Source organism: Gordonia sp. GN26 (genome assembly GCF_054823965.1).
Map to the genome: position 1 here is coordinate 13975 of NZ_JSYC01000053.1, position 20374 is coordinate 34348.

The following is a 20374-nucleotide window of genomic DNA, read 5'->3' on the forward strand; positions in this document are numbered from 1 at the left end:
GGGGCGCCTGGAAGGTCAGTCCGTGAACGCCATTCGCGCGCAAGCCGTGTCGAGGTCGATGACGTCGGCGTACTTGGCGTCGAGGTCGAACAGATTGGCGTCGTGCACCGCGGGGTTGCGATCGCCACAGGCATCGGCGACGACCTTCGGGATGAACCCGTGCTGCATGGCATCGGTGGCACTCGCACGCACACACCCCGAGGTCGAGACGCCGGCGACGAACACCGAGTCGACTCCGTTGGCGACCAGTGTTGACGCGACCGATGTGCCGAAGAACGCCGAAGCGTACTGCTTGACCACGACGACCTCACCCGCTTGCGGACGCAGCGGCTCGACGAACTCACCCAGACCGTCCGGATGACCGGCCTCGAGGACACCCAGCGCGGGTACCTTGCGGACGAAGACACCGCCGTCGGCCAGACCGGGCGTGTACTCCACCCGGGTGTGGACGATCAGGATGCCGGCGCGGCGAGCGGCCTCCAGGAGCGTGGCGCACCGGTCGACGACCTTTGGATCGGGAAGGCAGAACGGCGATCCCGGCCGGAAGTACGCCTCGATCATGTCGATCATCAGCAACGCGGGCCGGGAACCCCAGCCCAGTGCGCCGCCGAATCCCGCCTTCGCGTAGTCGGCGGCGATGCCGTCCGAGTCGGTGACCGTGTTCCCGGGATCGCTCACGCGACCACCTCCACCTTCTGTTCGCACGCCTCCAGCAGGGCCTGCTCGCTCAGTTCGGTCCGCGGCAGTTCCGCCACGACCTCTCCATGGTGCAGGACGAGGACGCGGTGGCAGATCGCCGCGAGTTGCTCGTGATCACCGGAGAACACCAGGACCGACGCACCGTCGGCGGCGAGGTCGGCGACCCGGTCCAGCAGCTGACGTGACGCGCCGGCGTCGACGCCCTGGGTGGGCTCGTCGAGCAGGAGCACGGTCGGATCGAGGTGCAGCCACTTGGACAACACGATCTTCTGCTGGTTGCCACCGCTGAACTGGCGGATCGGCCAATGTGGTTGCGCCGGAACGGCACCGGACTCCTCGACGAGATCGACCGCGGTGGACCGCTCCTTGCGCCAGTTGGTCGCGACACCGAACTTGGTGAACGAGCCCAGGCTCGGCAGCGTGACGTTCTCGGCGGCCGAGGCGTCGAGCCAGACCCCGTCGCGATGACGGTTGCCCGGAACCAACGCCAGGCCGGCGGCGATGGCGGCCCGGGGTCGGTTCGGTTCGACGGTGGTGCCGTCGACGGTGACCGTGCCACCGGTGCGCGGCAGCTTGCCGGCCAGGACCAGCGGCAGTTCTTCGTGACCCATTCCGGCCAGGCCGGTGAACCCGACGATCTCGCCTTTCTCGACGGTGACCGAGAGATCCTTGACCACACCGCCACTCACGTTCTCCAACACGAGTTGCGCAGGTGTGGCGCCGGTGCGCTCCGGCGGATCCGGGTAGTAGTCCGTCAGCCGCCGACCGAGGATGTCGGCGACCAGGTCCGAGCGGGTGAGTCCCGCGGTGGACCGCGTGAGAACCCGCTTGCCGTCCCGCAACACGGTGACCGAGTCGCAGTCGTCGAGCACCTCGCTGAGCCGGTGGCTGACGAAGATCACGCTCGATCCCAGTTCGGCGACGCTGCGCATCATGGAGGTGACCTGGGCCGCCTCGCTGTGCGACAGCGACGCCGTCGGCTCGTCGAGGATGAACAGGTGACCTTCGTGCCCGTCACCGAGCGCGCGGACCGCTCGGACCAGACCGACGAGCGCACGCTGCGCCGGGCTGAGGTCGGCGACCAAGGTGTTCAGCGGCAGCTCGATGCCGAGACGTTCGGCGATCTCGCGGCAGGCCTTGGCCTCCTGGCGATCACGCACCCAGCCGAAGCCACGGGTGCCGTAACCGGTTGCGACGCCGATGTTCTCGAGCACCGTCATCTCCGGGGCGAGACCCAGGTCCTGATGGATGACGGCGATACCGTGCTCGGCCGGGTTGCGCACCGGCAGGTCGAGCTCGCGACCGAACAGACGCACCCGACCGCTGTCCGGCCGGTAATAGCCGGCCAGGCACTTGATCATCGTCGACTTGCCACTGCCGTTCTGTCCGCACAGGGCGTGTACCTCGCCGCGCTTCACCTCCCAGTCGAGCGGGTGCAGCGCGTAGTTGCCGTCGAACTGCTTCGAGAGACCCTCGATCTGCAGTGCGGGACCCGCGGTACCGCCCCCTCCCCGACCCGGGAGGGTGGCGGCCGCCGACTCCGGCGTCATCACGCGGCTCCGCGACGCTTGCCGACGAGCTTGGCGAGGGCGACGGCGATCATCAGTGCCAGACCGTTGAACAGCGGGCTGACCCACGATGCCGCACCGGCCAACTGGAGGCCGGTGATGCCGACGACCAGGAGGTAGACCGCGACGAGGGTGCCGATCGCGTTGAAGCGGCCGACGGTGATCGCGGTGGCACCGAGGAACGTCGCGGCGAACGGGGCCAGGAGGTACTGGCTGCCGATGCCGGGATCGATCGCGCCGAGGTTGCCGACCAGGATGATCCCGATGAGGGCGCCGGCCACACCCGAGACCACGTAGGTGATCGTGCGGATACGTGCCACCGAGATACCCGCCAGCAGAGCGGCATCGCGGTTGCCGCCGATGAACAGCATGTAGCGGCCCATCGGGGTGCGCTGGTACACGAACCACAGCACGGCGACGAGCAGCCAGCCGTACCAGGTGGTCATCGGCAGGCCCAGCAGCTTCGCCCGCGAGAGCTCCACGTAGAAGTCCGGGACGCCGGTGACGATCTTGGAACCGGTGATGGCATACCCGATGCCCGAGAGGGCGGTGAACATACCGAGGGTCGTGATGAACGAGTCCACCCCGACCTTCACGACCAGAAGGGCGTTGATCAGGCCGACGATGAGCCCGACCGCCAGAGCAGCCGGGATCACCGCGGCCGGCGAGTACCCGTTGGTCGACATGACCGCGACCACACACGCACTGGTGACCATGACGCCCGGGATGGCGAGGTCGAAGTCACCGGTCCGCAGCGCCAGGGTCGCGGCCAGCGCGAGGAGCAGGATGATCGCCTGCGAGTTGACCATCGCCGAGACGATGCCCGTCGACCGGAACTCGGGCAGGAAGACGGCGCACAGCGCGAACGCGAGCACCAGGAGTCCAACCAGCGCATAGCGTTCCACGAACGAGGTGCTCTGGCGGGCTTTCGTGGAGCCGGCCACCGACTCGGTCGGTGACTTCTGGATCGCCGGTGGGCGTGAGGGGGGCGCCGCAACGGTGCCGAGGTCATTGCTCATGATGTCTCCGTGTATGTGCCGCGGGCATGCTCAGCCCGCGCGCCGATCAGTTCTTGGACCAGGCCTCTTTGAAAGACTTCTGGAAATCCTTGTAGTTGGGGTTGACCTCGGCGTTCGACCCGCCGATGTTGGTCTCGTCCACCAGACGGGTGGGGATGACGATGCCCGAGGGCTGGGCGCCGGTGACCGAGCGCACCGCGTTGTCGACCATCACCCAGCCGAGCCACGCCTCCGGCGGGGCCGCCATGGTGACGTCCTGGCCCTTACCCGAACGGATCGAGTCGAGGCTGGTGGCGATGCCGTCGCGGCCGAGGATCTTGGCGTCGGGGTTGGTCATGGCGACGGTCGGCTCGACGAAGGTGACGCCCGAGTCCCAGTTGGTCATCACGTAGGTGGTGTCCGGGTTGCGCTTCATCGCCGTCTCGACCTTCTGCGGCAGGTCGGTCGCGGCGTTGGCCAGGTCGATCTCCTGGATGTCCAGCGAGCAGTCGTCAGGGCAGTTCTCGCGGTAGACCTTCTCGGCTCCGTTGGCCATGTTCTGGTAGATCTCGATGGCGGTCGGCTGCGCGAAGAACGTCGACGCCGAGCAGTTGGAGTCGACCAGCGTCCATGCGGCGAGGGAGGCGCCGTCGGCGGTGTAGTCGGCGCTCACGTTCGCGAAGACGCCGTTGGCCAGCGGGGCCGACGCGTCACCCGACAGGGCGTTGATGACCGGGATGCCCGCGCGCGCAGCGTCGTTGAGCGAACCGGACAGCATGGCCGGCTCGATGCCCAGCAGGACGATCGCGTCGGCCTTCTGTGCGATGGCCTGCGCCATGCCCTCGTTGAACTTGTTCGTCTGGCCCTGGCCGTCGTACACGGTGGCCTTGACGCCGGCGGCGGCCGCGGCCTCGTTGAAGCCCTCGGCGGCAGCGGAGGTGAACTGGTTGGTGACAACCATGATCATCCAGATGTTCTTGCCCTTGGCGGCGGCGAGATCGAGCGGAGCCTCGGGCACGATCAGCGGGGTGGCCTCGCGGGCCTTGTCGACGATGGCGCCGGCGGCCTGGGTGCAGGCGTTGCTGACCTTCTCACCGGAGGCGCTCGAGCCGTTGTCGGCGGTTGCGCTGGTACAGCCCGCGAGCAGGGCGCCTGCGGCGACCGTCGTGAGCATCCAGGATGCTGTCTTCTTCATCGGTTCTCCTCGAAAAATGTTGTGCAGAGTGCGGTTCGGGGCTGCCGGGATCAGTGCTCGCGCAGCAGGGTGCCGAACCCGTGGATCTGGTCGGTGACGCCGTTGGAACGCAGTGCGTGCCACCAGGTGGCCGCGTTGATGGCGATGACCGGCTTGCCCAGCCAGCGCTCGGCCTCGTCGGCGAGGCCGACCATGGACAGGTTGGTGCCGACCTGGACGATGGCGTCGACGTCGGGGCCGTTGACCTCCAGGATCGCCTGCCGCAGTTCGTCTTCACTGACCCGGGCGATGTCCACCGCGGAGGGGCAGCGCAGTCCCTTGAGGTTGACCACGTCGTAACCGGCCTCGGAGAGGAAGAGACGCACGTTCTCGTCGGCGATCGGCTGGTACGGGGTGACCACGCCGAGGCGCTTGGCACCGAAGAGGTCGAGCCCGCGGCGCACGGCGTCGGCACCGGTGGCGACCTTCAGGCCGGAGAAGCTCTCGAGCTGTTCGGTGAACTGCCGGTTGCCTTCGACACCGCCCCAGAAGGTCTCGGCGGACATTCCCATCACGAGGTAGTCGGGGTCGCAGGTCAGCACGCGCTCGCATGCGGCATTGATCTCGGCGCGAATCTGCTCGAGCAGACCCTCGAAGTCCTCGTTGCTGGTCAGGGTTTGGTCGCGGATGTGGATGCGGCCGACGTGAGGCGTCACGCCGGGCACCGTCATCCGGTAGTAGTCCGGCTCGACGACCGTGTTCGTAGAGGGGGCGAGCACGCCAAAGACGTTGCGGTAGCCAAGAACGTCAACCATGGATCTCCTTCGGGGGAAACTGCACACAATCCGGGGTTCTCGGGGTCATTTGTGTACATGGGGGTCGTGGCAGATCACTGCTTCGCGTCAAACCATATGGCAGGACCACGGGCAAAGAGTAGCCCAGATCGCGTCGATTAACAGGGTATTTACCAACGAGTTGGGCCCAGATTCGGCGTCGGAGAGCCCTAAAACGCTGTTTAGCAGCGTTAAGAGAACTTGGACGGTTGTATACATGTCCATTGCGAACACGGCCGTCGGCGGTCATACTGAGCAGGCAGCCCAACCAGGAAGATCACGCTGCGCCCCGAGCCGGGAAACAACCGGTGGGGCAAGCACACAGAGGAGTAGCCATGGCCAGTCAACGAACCGTCCTCACGCTGGACGACGCCGAGACCGTGATCGCGGCGGCGCGTGCGAAGGCAGCCGAGATCTCGGTGCCGATGGCGCTCGTCGTCGTCGATCACGCCGGACAGCAGATCGCCTCGCAGCGGATGGACGACAGCCCGCTGATGGGGCTGAGCATGGCCGGCGGAAAGGCCTACACCGCAGTCGGTATGGGCCAGCCGACCTCCATGTGGGAAGAGGCCGGCTCCGCCAACGCCTCGTTCGCCGGATCGATCACCAGCGTCCCGGGATTCACCCCCTTCGGCGGCGGCGTCCCGCTGCACATCGACGGTGTGCTGGTCGGCGCCCTCGGCGTCAGCGGCGGATCGACGGAGCAGGACGTCACGGTGGCCGACGCAGGCGCCACCGCCCTCGGTCGCTGACGCGGCCCCCAGAACTTCAGTGTCAAACATCAACGGAAAGAGGAAATCCGACATGGGTACTTTCGACGGGCAGATCGCCTTCATCACCGGCGGCGCACGCGGCCAGGGCCGCTCGCACGCCGTCCACCTCGCCAGCCTGGGCGCCGACATCGTCATCGTCGACTCCGTCAAGGACAACGTGACGACCCCCTACGGGATGGCCACTCAGGCCGACCTGGACGAGACCGTCCGCCTCATCGAGGCAGAGGGCCGCAAGGCGTACGCACGCGTCGTCGACGTCCGTGACCTGGACGGTCTCATCGCCTTCGCCGACGAGGTCGTCGAGCGCTTCGGCAAGATCGACATCCTCCTGGCCAACGCCGGCATCATGACCGCCGTCCCGATCGCCGAGATGAGCGGCGAGGTGTGGGCCGAGACCGTCGACATCAACCTGACCGGCGTCTTCAACTCGTTCCGCGCCGTTCTGCCCCACATGGTCAAGGCCGGCTACGGACGCGTCGTCGCCACCTCGTCGGGCGGCGGCCACATCGGCTTCAACAACCTGGCCCACTACTGCGCCGCCAAGTGGGGCGTCATCGGTCTGGTCAAGTCGGCAGCCCTCGAGGTCGCCCAGAGCGGCGTCACCGTCAACGCCGTCACCCCGACCAACGTCAACACCGACATGATCCGCAACGACGCGTGCGAGGCACTCTTCCTGCCGGGCATCGAGAACCCGACCCAGGAGCAGATCGAAGAGGCCTACGTCATCAACCCGATGGGTGTCCCGTGGATCGAGCCCATCGACGTCTCGCGCACCATCGCCTTCCTCGTCTCCCCCGAGTCGAAGTTCATCACCGGTGAGACCATCGGCCCCCTGGCCGGGTCGGGTGCCACCAACGGCGCTGCCTGACATCTCCTTTCACGCACAGAGCCCCTCGAGCGATCCGCTCGAGGGGCTCTGTCGTATACGGACCGGACGTGTTGTGACGCAACCGGAGCGCCCACCGGATACGTTGCGCGCCTGCTGGATCTGACTTCTCGCCCCGCAGACACGACGACGCCCCGGCGGGTGGCCGGGGCGTCGTCGTTCGGATACCGCTGTCGCCGGGAGGGGTGGCGACAGTGGTCAGTTCGCGGGCTGACGCTTCGCGCGCTCGGCGAGCTCGGCGTCGGTGTACCAGGTCTTGCGCGGCGGGGACTTGATCTCGAGCTGGATCGAGTCCTCGAGGGCCTCGCTCATGTGCGGCACGCCGCGCGGGTGCAGCCAGACGTCGCCGGCCTCGGCGATGAACTCCTCGTCGCCGATGACGACGCGCATCTTGCCGCGCAGGAGGTAGCCGATCGACTCGTGATCGTCGTGCTGATGGGTGGGATCGATCATTCCCTTGCCCTTGAACGCCTCGACAAAGATCATCTCCTCGCCGACCATCAGCGCACGGACGGTCAGCTCGCCGTCCTCCACGGTGTCCTCGATCAGGCTCACCGGATCGGCCGGGATGTCCGAGTTCTTGGTGAACAGGCGCCCGCTGGGCTTGATCATCCGGTCTTCTGGGTCAATCGCCATGTCTATCTCCTTGAGTCAGTTGGTTCAGTGGTCAGTGGTTCAGGGAAGTCGGGTCCGGATGGTCAGGACCACATCCACAAGTCGGCGCCCTTGGTTCCGAGGAAGGAGCCGATGGACACGCGTCCCTCGCCTTCCGTGGCGCCGGCAGCGATCTTGTGGGGGTTGCGGGGGTTGAACAGCACCACTTCACCGACCTTGGGTGCGAAGGTGAAGCTCTCGATCGACTCGTCGGTCTCCACCGAGCCGTCGGGGAGGCCGCGTGCGGGGTCCTCACCTTCGGCGGGCACCCACGGCTTGTTGTAGACGGTGGTCTCGCCGCCCACGGACGGGCACTGCGTGTAGAGGTTCCAGGTGATCTGGTCCTCGATGCCCCCGATGGCCCAGTCCGGGGAGTTGTACGGTGCGTAGTCGGCGTGCAGGTGGACGCCGTTGGACGCGATGCGGACGACCACCGGGCAGTAGTCCCCGTAGTCGGGCTCGGAGGGGACGAGGACGTCACCCGGGTGGTGCGCGCCGATCAGGTCGCGGAAGCGCTGGGGAACGTCGAACGACTGCTTGTACAGCTTCTCCTGCGCTGCAACGGCTTCGGGGACCGCGTCGAAGAACTCCTGCTTGCGCCCACCGTCCTGGCGGTACTCGTACATGACCAGGCCGAGGTAGTGGGTCGGGGTGGCGACGCTGTACGACTTCAGGTCGGGTGAGTCGTACACCGCCTTGGTGAACGCGGCGCACTCCTCGGCATCGGCGAAGTTCTCGATGCGGATGGCGGGGATCTCGTTGCGGATCAGGGCCGCGAGCGACTCGGGGCTCAGCTCGGCGGCAGTGCTCTGCTTCCATGCAGACATTGGACGTTCCTTTCTAGCGCTCTATTGCATACTTTCGTCCGCAGACAGGTCCGGGAACGGCGCAGATTCTTAGCATTGCATACAACTGCCGGTCCGTGGTTGCTTCTGCGTTACGTCTTGTCCCGGATTGTCAGATGACGCCCGACGTCCGGAGTTCGTCGATGTCGGAGGGGGTCCGGGAGAGGACGTCGCCGAGGACCTCGGCGGTGTGCTCACCGAGCTCCGGTCCCAGCCAGCGGATCGTGCCCGGCGTCGACGACAGCTTCGGGGCCACGTTCTGGACCGGGAAGTCGCCGAAGACCTTGTGCTGCAGCGTGACGATGGCCTCACGTGCGGCGAAGTGCGGATCTGAGAGCATGTCCTTGGCCTGGTAGATCCGGCCGGCCGGCACGCCCTTGTCCTCCAGCAGGGCCAGGAGATCGTCGGACTGCTGGCGGCGGGTCCACTCGGCGATGTAGTCGTCGAGTTCGACCTGGTTCGCACCGCGTTCAGCATGGTTGACGTACCGCGGGTCGTCGGCGAGTTCCGGCTCGCCCATCGCCTCCGCGAGGCGGCGGAACACGGTGTCCTGGTTCGCCGCGATCAAGATGCTCGAGTCGTCGGCGGTGGGATAGACGTTGCTGGGTGCGACATTCGGCAGGATCGAGCCGGTGCGCTCCCGCTGGTAACCGGTCAGCTGGTACTCCGGCACGGTCGATTCCATCAGGGACAGCACTGCCTCGTAGATGGCCGAGTCGACGATCTGGCCACGACCGGTCCGGCGCACCCCGTGGAGTGCGGTCAGTGCACCGATGGTCGCGAAGACGGCTGCGAGCGAGTCGCCGATGGAGATGCCGGTCCGGCTCGGGAGGCTGTCGGGATCACCGGTGATGTAACGCAATCCGCCCATCGCCTCGCCGATCGAACCGTAGCCGGCCCGCGGTGCATACGGCCCCGTCTGGCCGTAACCGGTGACCCGCACCATGATCAGCTTCGGGTTGAGGGCACTGAGCTCCTCGTAGCTCAGACCCCACCGCTCCAGCGTGCCCGGACGGAAGTTCTCGATGAGGATGTCGGCGGTCGCGATCAGGTCGCGGGCGATCTGCTGGCCTTCCGGGGTCCGGAGGTTGCAGGTCACCGACTTCTTGTTGCGGCCGACGACCGGCCACCAGAGTGACTGTCCCTGAGCGCTTTTGCGGCCCCACTGACGCATCGGGTCACCGCGGCCCGGATCCTCCAGCTTGATGACCTCGGCGCCGAAATCGGCGAGCAGCTGGCCGCAGAACGGTCCGGCCAGGAGCTGGCCCATCTCGACGACGCGCAGATCGGACAGCGGTCCGACCTGGTCGTGCTCGGGGGCGGTGGGGATCGTGTCGTTGCTCATCTCGTACTTCCTGTTCGTTGGGAGCCCTATGCGGCCGGGCCGGATGGATGCATCCGTCATCGCCGCCTCGCACAGGGATGTGCGCGGGCGCTCTGGATGAAGAAGGGGGTACCGGGCCGTCGGCGGGCCCGTTGTTCACAAGCGGTATGTGTTCTGTCGGAGTCGGTCTCGGCTGTTGTTCGTTCGGTCTGTTATGTCGGTGGGTGTGTTACGTCGGTGGGGCGTCAGGCGAGGATGGCGCCGATGCCGTCACGGGTGTTGTCTGCACCGATGGTCGGGTTGCTCATCGCCCCCAGCATCGCGGTGCGGGCGTTGTGCAGGTGGCAGCGCATGACCGCCTCCACCCAGTCGGAGTTGCCGGCCCGAACCGCCGCGACGATCTCAAAATGGTGAGAAAGGCTGCGGGACAGGCTGTCTTCGGTGAAGTGCTGGTAGTTGCGGGTCGCCAGCGAGATGTGCCGGACCGACGTCAGCGTCGCCTCGAGCTGCAGGCTCTCGGCCTTCTCGATCAACGTCGCATGGAACTTGCGGTTCAGTCGGGCGATCTCGCTGAAGTCACGATCTCCACCGGGGCGACCGTGCTCGTGCATACGAACGGCGAGTTCTTCGAGTTCGTCGATCTCGTCGTCGTTCAGCCGGCCCACCGCTTTACCGGTGGCCACCGGCTCGAGAAGCAGACGGAGATCGAAGATCTCGTTCAACCGGGCCTCCGACCAGGTCGCCACGCGGGCGCCCTTGTTCGGGGACATCTCGACCAGACCTTCGACGGCCAACCGCGACAGCGCTTCTCGCACCGGCGTACGACTGACCTCGAGGATCTCGGCCAGTTCGACCTCGGCGAGCCGATCTCCCGGTTTCCATCGACCTTCGAGGATCTTCGCGCGGAGGAGATCCGTGGCGCGCTGTGATGCCTGAGACACTCTTACCTCCTAGATTGCATACATGTTAGCCCGGCAACAGTCGGCCTACAACCGAAAACTCGTTAATTACTGGAACTTCTTACGTAATGGACACATGACGTCCGTCCACTTGCATACATTCTGCGGCTGGGGGAACATCCGGGCATGGCAAACAACACGGCGTCCGAGCAGCCGGACACAGTCATGCCCCACACCCCGTCCTCCGTAACCCCCTCGTCGGTCACCCCCGAATCGGTCACCATCGTCGAGGTATCGCCCCGCGACGGCCTGCAGAACGAGGCGACGCTCCTGCCGACCGAGACCAAACTCGAACTCATCGATCATCTGGTGGCAGCGGGCCTCCGTCGAATCGAGGCGACGAGTTTCGTCCATCCCAAGCGGGTCCCGCAGATGGCCGATGCCGAAGCGGTCTCCGCCGCCCTGCCGCGCGGCGAGGTCTCCTGGATCGGATTGGTCCTGAACGAGCGCGGACTCGATCGCGCCATCGCGGCCGGTCTCGACGAGGTCAACATCGTGGTCGTCGCGTCGGACACCTTCAGCCGACGCAACCAGGGAACCAGCACCGACGAGGGCGTCGACCTGTGGAATCGTCTCGCCAAGCGGGCGTCGGATGCCGGCCTGAAGACGACGGTGACCATCGCCGCCGCCTTCGGTTGCCCGTTCGAGGGCGAGGTCCCCGTCGAGCGGGTGGCCGACCTTCTCCGGCGATGCAGCGATGCGCAGCCCGATGAGATCGCCCTGGCCGACACGATCGGTGTCGGAGTTCCCGCACAGGTCGTCGCACTCGCCGACGCAGCCCGCCGGGAAGCCCCCGGGATGCCGCTGCGCTGGCACTTCCACAACACACGGAACACCGGCTACGCCAACGCCCTCACCGCGCTGCAGCTCGGGGCATCGGCCCTCGATGCGAGCCTCGGCGGTATCGGCGGTTGCCCGTTCGCCCCGGCCGCGACGGGCAACATCGCCACCGAGGATCTCTGGTACCTCCTCGACCGCAGCGGGTGCGACACCGGCGTCGACCCGTCCGTACTCCTCGACGGCGCACGCCGACTCGGCGAGATGCTCGGGACGACGGTGCCAGGTCAGCTGTCCCGCGCGGGCCTGTTTCCCCCGGCCGAACTCCCGTCCGCCTGATCCGATCCCGGTCCGAGAAAGAGGAGCAACAATGGCACGAGGCCTCTACATCGCCTTCACTCATCCACGCGACGATGCCGTCGAGGACGAGTTCAACGAGTGGTACACCACGCATCACCTCCCGGAGATCCTTGCGACGGAGGGCGTCACGAGCGCGGTGCGATACAAGTCGGCCGATCCCGAGGCCACCCACCGGTACATGGCGGCCTACACGCTCGACGGTGATCTCCCCGAGATCGTCGCCCGGATCCACGCCGACGCAGGCAACCGGACGCCGACCACGACCTCGCGCACCGACCCGGGGTCGGAGTTCCGTCTGTTCGAGTTCATCGAGGAGCAGCACGCCGAGTAGGGCCCCGAAACCCGTGTAACCGGGTGAAACGCGTTGTATGCACCGTATTCTGGGGCGATGGAAACCCTCGTGACCGCGGTCGTCGTCGACGATCACCCGTTCTTCCGAGACGGGGTGTCGCGGGGTCTCACGCAGAGCGGCCGGGTACGGGTGGTCGGCGAGGCCGCTGACGGGGCCGCCGGCCTCGAACTCATCCGGCGCGAGAACCCCGACGTCGCCGTCGTCGACCATCAGATGCCGGGGATGACCGGCGTGGAACTGGCCCACGCGGTCACCCGCGACAGGTTGCCCACGCGCGTCCTCCTGCTGTCCGCGATCACCGAGGGACCCATCGTGTTCCGGGCACTGCAGGAGGGCGCCGCCGGCTACCTGTCGAAGGATGCCGACCGCGACGAGATCGTCGGTGCGGTGACCAGGGTCGCCAAAGGCGAGACCGTGGTACCCCCGGCGCTCGCGGCCGGCCTCGCCGGGGAGATCCGGGCCCAGACCCAGCGGGACGCACCGGCTCTCAGTGAACGCGAGCGGCAGGTCCTCGCCGGTTTCGCACGCGGGCAGTCGATTCCGCAGGTCGCCGCCGAGTTGTACATCGGGGCCGCGACCGTGAAGACCCACACCCAGCGTCTCTACGAGAAGCTCGGGGTCTCCGACCGTGCCGCCGCAGTGGCCGAGGCGATGCGTCGTGGCCTTCTCGAGTAACCGGCGCGTGATGCGCAACTCCGACGTCGAGATCGCCGGTCTGACGGTCTATCTCGGCTTCGGCGAGTTCGCCGACGAGCCGCGCATCCACCGAATCCTCGTCGACCACGCGATCCGCGGAATCCGGATCCAGGTTCTCCTGCGACTCTTCCTGGCACTCTTCGTGCTCCTGACGGTCTGTCTGGATCCTCCCGACCATGCGGCCGTGTTCAGCGTCGTCACCGCCGTTCTCTATGCGGCGTGGTGTGTCGCCGGAGCCGTCGTGGCCCGGAGCCACCAGTTCTGGATGGTCCGCTACTCGTGGATCGCGTTGCCGATCGACCTTCTGCTGCTGACGATCCTGGCCGTCGTCGCCGGTATGTCCAACGAGGTCAGTTGGACCACCGACGCGCTGATCGCCGGCTTCGCCCTGGTCCCGATGATCGCGGCCATCTCGCTGCAGCCGCGCCTGTGCGCGATGGTCGTGGCGTCGACCGTGGTGGTCTATGCGGTCGCCAACATCCTCGCCCGGGACTCGAACGGCGAACCGTGGTCGATCATCGTGCTACGCATCCTCGTGGTCGCGGCTCTCGCGGTCGGAGCGGTCCTGTTGTCCCGACTCCAACGATCCCGGGTGACGACCATCGGATCGCTTGCCGCCGAACGCGCCCGGCTCCTCGACGCGACGATGGAGATCGAGGAGCGCGAACGGCGCGACCTCGCCGACAACCTCCACGACGGCGCACTCCAATATGTGCTCGCCGCACGGCAAGAGCTCGCGACACTGCGGGGTTCGGCCGATGCCGTGACCCTGGACCGGGTCGACGGCGCCCTGCGCGACTCGGCTCGGTTGCTCCGCTCGACGCTGAGCGAATTACACCCCGCGGTCCTCGAGCAGGCCGGACTCGCCGTCGCGCTGACCGACCTCGCGTCGTCGTACGGCAGCCGAGCCGGTGCACCGTCGATCTCGGTGGACACCGCCGCCTGGCCGACCGAGCTCCGCACCACCGCCGACTCGCTGCTGTTCGCCGCGGCACGCGAACTCCTCATCAACGTGGTCAAGCACGCCGACGCCGACACCGCGGAGGTCACGGTCGAGTTCGACGACGGGGTCGCGCGGCTGGTCGTCGTCGACGACGGTGTCGGACTCCCCGACGAGATCGAGGTCGAGGAACTGATGCGGCGCCGCCAGGCCGCCGGCCACATCGGCCTGGCCTCGCGGCGAGTACGCGTCGAGGGGGTCGGCGGTGCGTTCTCCCTGCAGAACCGCCCCAGCGGCGGGACCGCCGTCGTGGTCGAGGTGCCCGCGCGCGAGGTCTGACCCCGCCCCGCTGAAAAGCGCCCCCAGAATCCGCCCTGTGCAGCGGCTCCGCTGACGTGGTGTCGTCGGCCGGGCTGTAGAGGGTGCCTTTCGGGGGCGGATCCCAGGGGCGGTTTTCGACGCAGGTCCCCGCCAGTGTCCACCGATCGGTGGATGCAGCAATCCACCGGTGGATCACCCGGTCGGCGGAATCCGGGCGGGGTGTTCTCGGAGGAAAGTCATTGGTGTCACCGGGACAGCCCGGAACAACCACACACAGCAAACCCCACCAGAGACTCGGAGAACCCCATGAAGATCGCGTCCCGCATCGCAGCCGGAACCCTCGGACTCGCCGCAGCCGCCGGCATCGCACTCGGTGCCTCCGGAGCAGCCCACGCCGGCACCATGCCGATCACCCGCCCGGGAGAGCCGACGGTCGCGATGACGATCACCAACCACACCGACAAGCCCGAGTACCTGATCGGCAGCAATGCCGACGGCGGCCAGTGGGTGAACGCACCGAAGCAGGTCCTCTACCCCGGTGCCACCGAAACCATCACGGCCGTCGCACCAATCAACAATCATCTCGACGTCAACGCGATGTACCGCATCGGCCTCTTCGGCCCCACCGCCAACTACCAGCTCACCAACCACAAGTTCAACGTGAACACCGACATGAGCGGTATCTGGGGCCCCCGGTCGCAGCAGTACTGGATGAACAACCACATCGACACCGGCTTCCCACAAGCCAATGTCGGATTCGACCAGTGGTGAGTGGAGGACGCCTGCTGATCACTGGAAACACCACAGGCCCCGCGACCGAAATGGTCGCGGGGCCTGCGGTGGTTTCGACGAGCTCAACCAGCGAGCGGGATAGCGCTCAACCCGCGAGCGGAATGACGCTCAACCAGCGAACGGGATAACGCTCAACCAGCGAGTGGGAGAATGCTCGGCCGGCGGGAGAAAACGCTCAGCAAGCGAAGAACCGCTGGGGATGAGCTCGGCTCAACGCATCACGGGAAGAGATTCTCCAGCGAACCGAAGCCACCGGCGTCATCCGTGGCCTTGAAGTTCGTGGTGCAGCCGTTGAACGAGACGTTGTCGACATTCACGGTCCCGGTGTTGCCCGCGGGCTGGCTCGAGATGCCGTAGTGGTTGACGACGGCCTTTTGACCAGCGGCTTCGATGATCTTGTCCAGGGTCGCGTTCGAGAACTTGGGGATACCGGGGAGGTCCCTGGTCGCATACCACTGGTTCGAGCCGGCCGGGTCAGCCTGCACCTTGCCCTCCGGGGCGGTCCACACCAGCGTCGCGAAACCGTCCTCGGACCCGGTCTCCGCACCGGTCACGCGGATCTGCCAGTTCGCCTGGCCCTCGGACTTGTGGAATGTCAGCGGCTGTTTCGCCACGTCAGCGAGGGGCAACTGACCGGCGGAGTGGTAGGACGCCTGACGAGGCGTAGTCGCGGTGGTCTCAAACCGCAGTGAACCGTCCTCGTCGTTGACGTTGACGTTGACGTCGGAATACTTGCCGGCCTGGCCCTGCTCATCCGAGAAGGTATTTCCCCAACCGGCGGGGTTGCCCGGCGTCGAGACCTTTGCGCAATTGTTCTCGTCCACCGGTGCGGCATTTGCCCCGGCAGGTGCGATGAGTCCCGCGATTCCGAGAGCCGCACCGACAGTGGTTGCACGAATGAGATTACGTTTCATGTGTTTTCCCGACCTCCATTTATTTCGATTTATGGACATCGGCGAACGTAACAAAAGAAAACAGGGGCTACCACCCCCTTTGAGGAACACATCACACAATTGAAATTGGTGAATCGGCGATCGAACAACATCGATACGCGACAACCCGGACAGAGCGCCCGACCCTCACTTTGTTCTTATGTGGGTATGAATTGAGCCCTTACGTGGGTATGAATTGAATTCTTTCGTGGGGATGAATTCGGCGGAATCAACTGTATCCGGCGGCGCGCAATGCCGCCATCAATTCCGAGCGAGAACCGGCATCCATTCGGCGTCGAATACGGGATACATGGTGCTCCACCGTCTTCGCCGAGATGAACAGGCGGGCCCCGATCTCCCGGTAGGTGAAACCCTGCAGTAGTTCTCGTGCGACCTCGGCCTCGCGCTCGGTCAGCAGGCCGTCGATCGGACGGGGCCGTCGACGATCTGCCTCGACCGAGCGGGCCGTCTCCAGCAGGTCCGCCGACGAGCCCGGGTCGTCGGTGCGTAGTGCCGCGAGCCCCGCCAAGCGGCTTGCCTCCCAGGTCAGTCCGCGCAACCGAAGGGCGGCCACCGCGGCGGCCACCTGCGCGTCGTCGACGCTGCCGGCCGGCTCGAAGGTGAGCGCCATCCACGTGCGGGCGGCCGCCACGAGGCCCGAGGCGTGTGCGTTGCGCCCGGCAACTCCCTGGAGCAGTCGTCGACGCTCGGTTGCGAGCTCGGCATCCCGCGCGATGACCGCGGCCTGGACTCCGGCGAAATGCCACGGCGCCGCCCAGGTCACCGGGTTGCCCAGCGATTCGAGCAGGCGATCGGCCGCGGCGACGTGCCGGTCGATCGACGCCGTCTGATCCAGTCGTGCGGCGGCTTGCCAGAACTCGGCGAGGGGTCGCAGGAGATAGAGGTCCATCTCGGTCGCGGCGAGCAGAGCCGGCGCCCCCGTCCACAACGCAGCGAGCGCCGAGGAGTCGCCGTTGCGACGAGCGAGGCCGAGGTGGACGGCGTGCGTCCGCAGCCGGTCGACCGCGCCGGCGGGCTCGTCGTCCGGCAGCAGACGAGTGGCCATATCGAGGTCTCCGCCGGTCAGCGCGATCTCGACATCGAGCTGGGCTCCCGCGGCGCAGTCACCCACAGCTTTCCGGAGCGCGCGGGCCGCGTCGAGGTCACCGCTGTTCAGCGCCAGTGCGGTCGCGGCATGGAGGGTCCTCCCGATCGCGGGATCGCGCCCGCTCGGAACGGCCGACGTGAGCCCGCGGACCACGAGACCGACCGCGTCGTCACCGTCCTCGTGGTCGGCGCACACCGACGCGAGCAGACCGCGGACCGCCCGTGACCGTAGCGCTCGAGCACCCACCGGCGGGTGTGCACTTTCCACGGCCGCGACCGCCGCCGCACCTTCCCGGTCGCCGACCCCCACCAGTGCCGTGACCGCCGAGAGGGATTCGGCCGCCAGGTTGTCCGGGCCGAGCCAACGGTAGAGATCGGCTGCGAGGGAACCGAGGCCGCGGTGGGCCGCGACGAGAGCCGCGATTCCCACCCAGTGTTCGATCCCCTTCTCCGTGGGGTGCGCCGACTCGAGCCGAAGGTCCGCGACCTCACCGGCTCCGTCGACATCACCGGAGGCCAAGGCGCGCTGGGCCATCAGGAGGCGGACGTCGTCACGCCCCGGTTCCAGACGGTCGGCGGCACGGAGCAGGACCACCGCGCGCGCCGCGGTGGCATCTGCCGCGCCGGCGAGCAGGGTGTCGACCAGACGTGGGTCCTCGATCCCCGATTCCGCCGCGTGCAACGCGTCGTCGACGGTCAGTTCACTCGCCCGCAGACGCACCGCTATCGACGTCCGGCGGAGCTGAGCGAGACGCCGGTTCCCGACGACTGCGCGCAGCGGATCGGCTGCGGCCGAGACGAATACGTCGGCTCCGTGTAGTAGCCCGCTCCCCCGCGCCCGGTCGAGTGCCTCGACCGCTGTCTCGTACGGGACGTCGAGCGTCTCGGCGAGACTCTCCGGGTCCAGCGGCGCCCGCAATGATGCGAGGGCCAGGACGGACAGTGTCGTCGGGTCGAGGCCCCGGAGCAGACGATGGTGACGGTCGCGCGCCACGCGTTCGACGATCACCAGCTCGTCGACGGTCTCCCCGGGCGCCGCAGCCGCAGCTTCCTCACGGATCGCGCGCAACGCAGCGGTGACGACGTTGCGCGCACCACCACAGCGTCGTCGGATCAGCGACGCCGTCGCCGGCGTGAGCGTGAGACCGGCTCGAGCGGCTTGAACGAGTACGTCCGCCGTGCTCATCGTGCCGAGTTCGAGGACCGCGCCCGACCGGCGGGCGAGGTCGAGCACCAGTCGAATTGCCGAATCGGTTTCCCGTGGTTCGGTCGTCGCGATCAGTCCGAGGGTTCCGGCGTCGATCATCGTCGCCATCCGCGCGATGAGGTCGCCCGGCCAGGTGTGGAGGTCGTCGGCCAGTACCAGCGTCGGACCGTCCAGGTCGCCTCCGGTCGGCATGCCGACGCTGACCGCGACGTCGAGTTCGCGCAACCGCTCGTGCACGACGTTCAACAGGCCGGTGCGTCCGCTGCCCGGGATGCCGACGACGACCGCGCTGAGCGGGAGCCTCGTGCGCGCTCGCTCGACGACGGCGTCGACCCACGTCGACACCGGGTCCCGGCGATCCCCGACTGTCGGGGTCGGCGAGGCAGTCACCCGCCCCGCGTCAGCAGACGACACGGGTGACGCCACACAGGACCTGACCGGTGCCGTCGAGAATCCGGCCGGGCACCTGGAGGACACCGCCAGGGCGGCCCCCGCCACCGCCCCCGGTGCTCGGCTGGTCGGACACATCCGGGCTGGGTTGCGGATCGGGGACGGGCGCGGGAGCGGTATCCACCGGTGCCGGCGCGGCAGGAGGGGCCGCCGGTGCGGGCGCCTGTCCGCCGGTCGAGGGTGTCTGTCCGCCGCGGGGCGCGCTGGTGGTCCCCGGCGCCGAGGTGTTTGCCGGGACGGCGGCGGTCGACCGTCGCGGGGCGGGGGTTCCCGTGCCGGTGCCCGCGGCCCGCGTACCCGTGCCGGTGGCGGTGGCGGCCTCGGCGGCCCGGGTTCCGGTCGCGGCGCCGGCCACGGTCGGCGAAGACTGGCCTGGCTTTCCTGGGGTCGCCTCGATCGTCGTCACTGCACCGGCTGGAGGCGGCGTCGCCTCGCCGGTGGACCCGACCAGGCCCGTCCCCACCGACAGCCCGGTGGCCGAGACCAGCACCAGCGCCGCGGCGCCCGCCGTGATCAGGACTCCTCTCCGGCGCCGGGACAGACGAGGGGCCGGCGTCGTGACCGGGGTGCTGGGCGCCGGCTCGATCTCGCGCAGCGGGCGTTCCCCCGGCAACGGGGCCAACGCCTGGCCCGGGATCTCGGTGGTCGGCTCGACCGCCGCGGAGGCACGCGCGCCGAGCGCGGCCAGGCCGAGCAGTGCACCGCCGGCCGCGGACGCCGATCCGGGTTGGGGGTCGAGGAGAACCGGAACGCGCAGAGTTGCCGACAGCATCTCGGTGACAAGGGGGATCGACGCTCCCCCGCCGCCGAGCACGATCGCCGTCACCGGGCTCGCGAGTCCTCCCGGCTGGTCGGCCCCCGCACTCGCGAGAGCCTCACGGATCAGGGCCACCGACTCCGCGAGCGGTCCCCGGACCAGCTCCTCGACGTCGTCGCGGACGAGCCGGGCGACGGTGTTCGTTCCCCCCACGCGAACGTCGACGACCGCGTCGGTGTCGACCGAAAGCGCTTCCTTTGCTGCGCGGCACTCGGTGCGGAGCCGGGTGAGGTCGTCGAGGACCGCCGAGGCGCGACCGGGATCGGCGAGTTCGGCGTCCACACCGGTGACCCGCAGCGTATGTGCCAACAGCAGCCGGTCGAACTCGTTCCCGCTGACCGAGTCGAGGCGCAGCGGCCGACTCACGAGGTGGGGTTCGTCGCCGGCGGCGAGCACGGTGACGGTGAGCGCGGATGCGCCGAGGTCGTAACCGACCACCAGGCCCGCTCCGAGGGCACCTTCGCTGTGCGTGACGGCTGCCAGCGTCGCCCGCGACTCCGGCACCCAGCTGATCTCGCCCGTCGGCAGGTCGTCCCGATCGAGGAGGGCAGCGTGGGCGTCATCGACCGCCTGCGACGTCCACGTGTCCGGATGCACGACGGCCAGGTGGTCGACGGGGTCTGCGGGGTCGAGTCGGGTGAGGAGCTCGGCGATCGCCTCGGCGTGGATCTGTGCGGCGGGTCGGCTGTGTCCGCGGTCGTCGAGCACCGGCACCGGATCGCCGACCCGGTCCAGGAAGTCGCCGGAACCCACCAGGCCGGCGGTCTCGACGGAGAGCGAGTTCTCCCACGAGTGTTCGGAGGCGACGACCGCGACACTGTTCGCGCTTCCGACCTTCACACCGATCGTGATGCCCATGTCGGTCAGCTCCTGTTCCCACCCGCGGGGTGGTCGATGGCGATCACCGTCC

19 protein-coding genes are annotated in these 20374 nt (G+C 67.7%); 7 read left to right on the top strand and 12 right to left on the bottom strand.

Going from position 1 to position 20374, the window contains the following annotated elements:
- Positions 1–15: 15 nt before the first annotated feature.
- Genes OK17_RS12965 through OK17_RS12985 form a run of 5 tightly spaced genes read right to left on the bottom strand, consistent with a single transcriptional unit; the run spans position 16 to position 5254 of the window.
- A complete protein-coding gene (locus OK17_RS12965) occupies positions 16–678 on the bottom strand; it encodes an isochorismatase family protein (RefSeq protein WP_232718341.1) in 663 nt (220 codons plus the stop codon).
- A complete protein-coding gene (locus OK17_RS12970) occupies positions 675–2249 on the bottom strand; it encodes a sugar ABC transporter ATP-binding protein (protein ID WP_232718340.1) in 1575 nt (524 codons plus the stop codon). The genes OK17_RS12965 and OK17_RS12970 overlap by 4 nt, the downstream gene beginning before the upstream one ends.
- Entirely contained in the window at positions 2249–3286 is a 1038-nt protein-coding gene (locus OK17_RS12975; protein WP_006868010.1) for an ABC transporter permease, read from the bottom strand. The genes OK17_RS12970 and OK17_RS12975 overlap by 1 nt, the downstream gene beginning before the upstream one ends.
- Before the next feature lie 46 nt (positions 3287–3332).
- On the bottom strand, positions 3333–4460 hold the full coding sequence (locus OK17_RS12980; protein ID WP_269785140.1) for a substrate-binding domain-containing protein: 1128 nt from the start codon (positions 4458–4460) through the stop codon (positions 3333–3335).
- A gap of 50 nt (positions 4461–4510) precedes the next feature.
- On the bottom strand, positions 4511–5254 hold the full coding sequence (locus OK17_RS12985; protein WP_006868008.1) for a maleate cis-trans isomerase family protein: 744 nt from the start codon (positions 5252–5254) through the stop codon (positions 4511–4513).
- 353 nt (positions 5255–5607) lie between these two features.
- Between OK17_RS12985 and OK17_RS12990 the strand changes: the two genes are divergently transcribed.
- Both OK17_RS12990 and OK17_RS12995 read left to right on the top strand, forming a co-directional pair.
- A complete protein-coding gene (locus tag OK17_RS12990; protein WP_232718339.1) occupies positions 5608–6024 on the top strand; it encodes a GlcG/HbpS family heme-binding protein in 417 nt (138 codons plus the stop codon).
- Between the two features lie 52 nt (positions 6025–6076).
- Positions 6077–6913, top strand: a complete 837-nt coding sequence (locus OK17_RS12995) for a mycofactocin-coupled SDR family oxidoreductase (protein WP_232718338.1) — start codon at positions 6077–6079, stop codon at positions 6911–6913.
- Positions 6914–7129: 216 nt separating this feature from the next.
- On the opposite strand, the gene OK17_RS13000 is transcribed toward OK17_RS12995, so the two are convergent.
- The 4 genes from OK17_RS13000 to OK17_RS13015 form a co-directional block, all read right to left on the bottom strand.
- Positions 7130–7567, bottom strand: a complete 438-nt coding sequence (locus OK17_RS13000; protein WP_005200781.1) for a cupin domain-containing protein — start codon at positions 7565–7567, stop codon at positions 7130–7132.
- A gap of 62 nt (positions 7568–7629) precedes the next feature.
- Entirely contained in the window at positions 7630–8412 is a 783-nt protein-coding gene (locus tag OK17_RS13005) for a 2OG-Fe(II)-dependent halogenase WelO5 family protein (protein WP_232718337.1), read from the bottom strand.
- Positions 8413–8542: 130 nt separating this feature from the next.
- Positions 8543–9775: a CaiB/BaiF CoA transferase family protein gene (locus OK17_RS13010; protein ID WP_461417682.1), complete on the bottom strand. Its 1233-nt coding sequence runs from the start codon at positions 9773–9775 to the stop codon at positions 8543–8545.
- Between the two features lie 224 nt (positions 9776–9999).
- Positions 10000–10695, bottom strand: coding sequence for a GntR family transcriptional regulator (locus tag OK17_RS13015; protein ID WP_006868002.1), 696 nt, complete (start codon positions 10693–10695; stop codon positions 10000–10002).
- 183 nt (positions 10696–10878) lie between these two features.
- On the opposite strand from OK17_RS13015, the gene OK17_RS13020 reads away from it, so the two are divergent.
- The 5 genes from OK17_RS13020 (at position 10879) to OK17_RS13040 (ending at position 14930) form a co-directional block, all read left to right on the top strand.
- Positions 10879–11829 (top strand): hydroxymethylglutaryl-CoA lyase, encoded by a 951-nt coding sequence (locus OK17_RS13020; RefSeq protein WP_461417693.1) that lies wholly within the window; start codon positions 10879–10881, stop codon positions 11827–11829.
- Between the two features lie 31 nt (positions 11830–11860).
- Positions 11861–12181: a DUF4286 family protein gene (locus tag OK17_RS13025; RefSeq protein WP_461417683.1), complete on the top strand. Its 321-nt coding sequence runs from the start codon at positions 11861–11863 to the stop codon at positions 12179–12181.
- Positions 12182–12238: 57 nt separating this feature from the next.
- Positions 12239–12877: a response regulator gene (locus tag OK17_RS13030; protein ID WP_461417684.1), complete on the top strand. Its 639-nt coding sequence runs from the start codon at positions 12239–12241 to the stop codon at positions 12875–12877.
- 10 nt (positions 12878–12887) lie between these two features.
- A complete protein-coding gene (locus OK17_RS13035) occupies positions 12888–14177 on the top strand; it encodes a sensor histidine kinase (RefSeq protein ID WP_461417694.1) in 1290 nt (429 codons plus the stop codon).
- 288 nt (positions 14178–14465) lie between these two features.
- Positions 14466–14930 carry a hypothetical protein gene (locus OK17_RS13040; protein ID WP_461417685.1) on the top strand — a complete coding sequence of 155 codons (465 nt, stop codon included), beginning with the start codon at positions 14466–14468 and terminating at the stop codon, positions 14928–14930.
- Positions 14931–15169: 239 nt separating this feature from the next.
- On the opposite strand, the gene OK17_RS13045 is transcribed toward OK17_RS13040, so the two are convergent.
- The 3 genes from OK17_RS13045 to OK17_RS13055 all read right to left on the bottom strand — a co-directional run bounded on the left by OK17_RS13045 (position 15170) and on the right by OK17_RS13055 (position 20322).
- Entirely contained in the window at positions 15170–15865 is a 696-nt protein-coding gene (locus OK17_RS13045; protein WP_461417686.1) for a hypothetical protein, read from the bottom strand.
- Positions 15866–16112: 247 nt separating this feature from the next.
- Positions 16113–18542: a LuxR C-terminal-related transcriptional regulator gene (locus OK17_RS13050; RefSeq protein ID WP_461417687.1), complete on the bottom strand. Its 2430-nt coding sequence runs from the start codon at positions 18540–18542 to the stop codon at positions 16113–16115.
- A gap of 55 nt (positions 18543–18597) precedes the next feature.
- On the bottom strand, positions 18598–20322 hold the full coding sequence (locus tag OK17_RS13055) for an Hsp70 family protein (protein ID WP_461417688.1): 1725 nt from the start codon (positions 20320–20322) through the stop codon (positions 18598–18600).
- Between the last annotated feature and the right edge of the window lie 52 nt (positions 20323–20374).